Source organism: Vibrio sp. YT-19(2023) (assembly GCF_033337395.1).
This window is the reverse complement of sequence record NZ_JAWOQN010000908.1, coordinates 1-564: the sequence shown is the minus strand read 5'-3', so window position 1 is coordinate 564 and position 564 is coordinate 1. Positions and strand designations below refer to the sequence as shown.

1 pseudogene is annotated in these 564 nt (G+C 37.9%); it reads left to right on the top strand.

Annotated elements, in window-relative coordinates:
- Positions 1-481 precede the first annotated feature (481 nt).
- Positions 482-564 (top strand): annotated as a pseudogene (locus R7E78_RS29125) (D-fructose-6-phosphate amidotransferase); the annotation flags it as partial.

Genomic DNA, 564 nt, shown 5'->3' with positions numbered 1-564 from the left:
AGACACCAAGAGAAAACGTAGCGGATTCTGTATTTGATGAAGAGTTGTCACCACCGCAGCCAGTCAGTAGTAGACCGCCTGAGATAGCAAGTAGAGGATAAGTGTATTTTTTCATATTGACCTCTTGTGTTTACACTGCCGATAAACATCGAAGATTAGTCTCAGAGTCGAGACCAAATGTCATTGCTTAGTAATGACGGGGTCAATGTAAAAAAGGGAAATTCATAATGTGATATGGATTCCTAAAAAGCTATTTTTAAATCTATTGCTCAAGTGTAGCTGCGAAGCAGTAACTCCATTAACTTCGGCTCTACTTAGCTAAACAACGTGGTCGCTTGGTAACCACTTTTTCCATTTCTACAAGCGTTTTTTTATAAAACTAAGTTCTTATTCGTAGTGAAATGAAGTTGATAATAATCAAAATAGATAGGTGATGAGGGGCGTAACGTAAGGTCGAATATTGCTAGAAGGAATTAGTATGATGGCATACAAATTTTTTATTCGAGAGCTACTAGGATTAGCGATCGTGGTTTCAGTTGTTTTTGGTGTACTTGGTGTGATGCT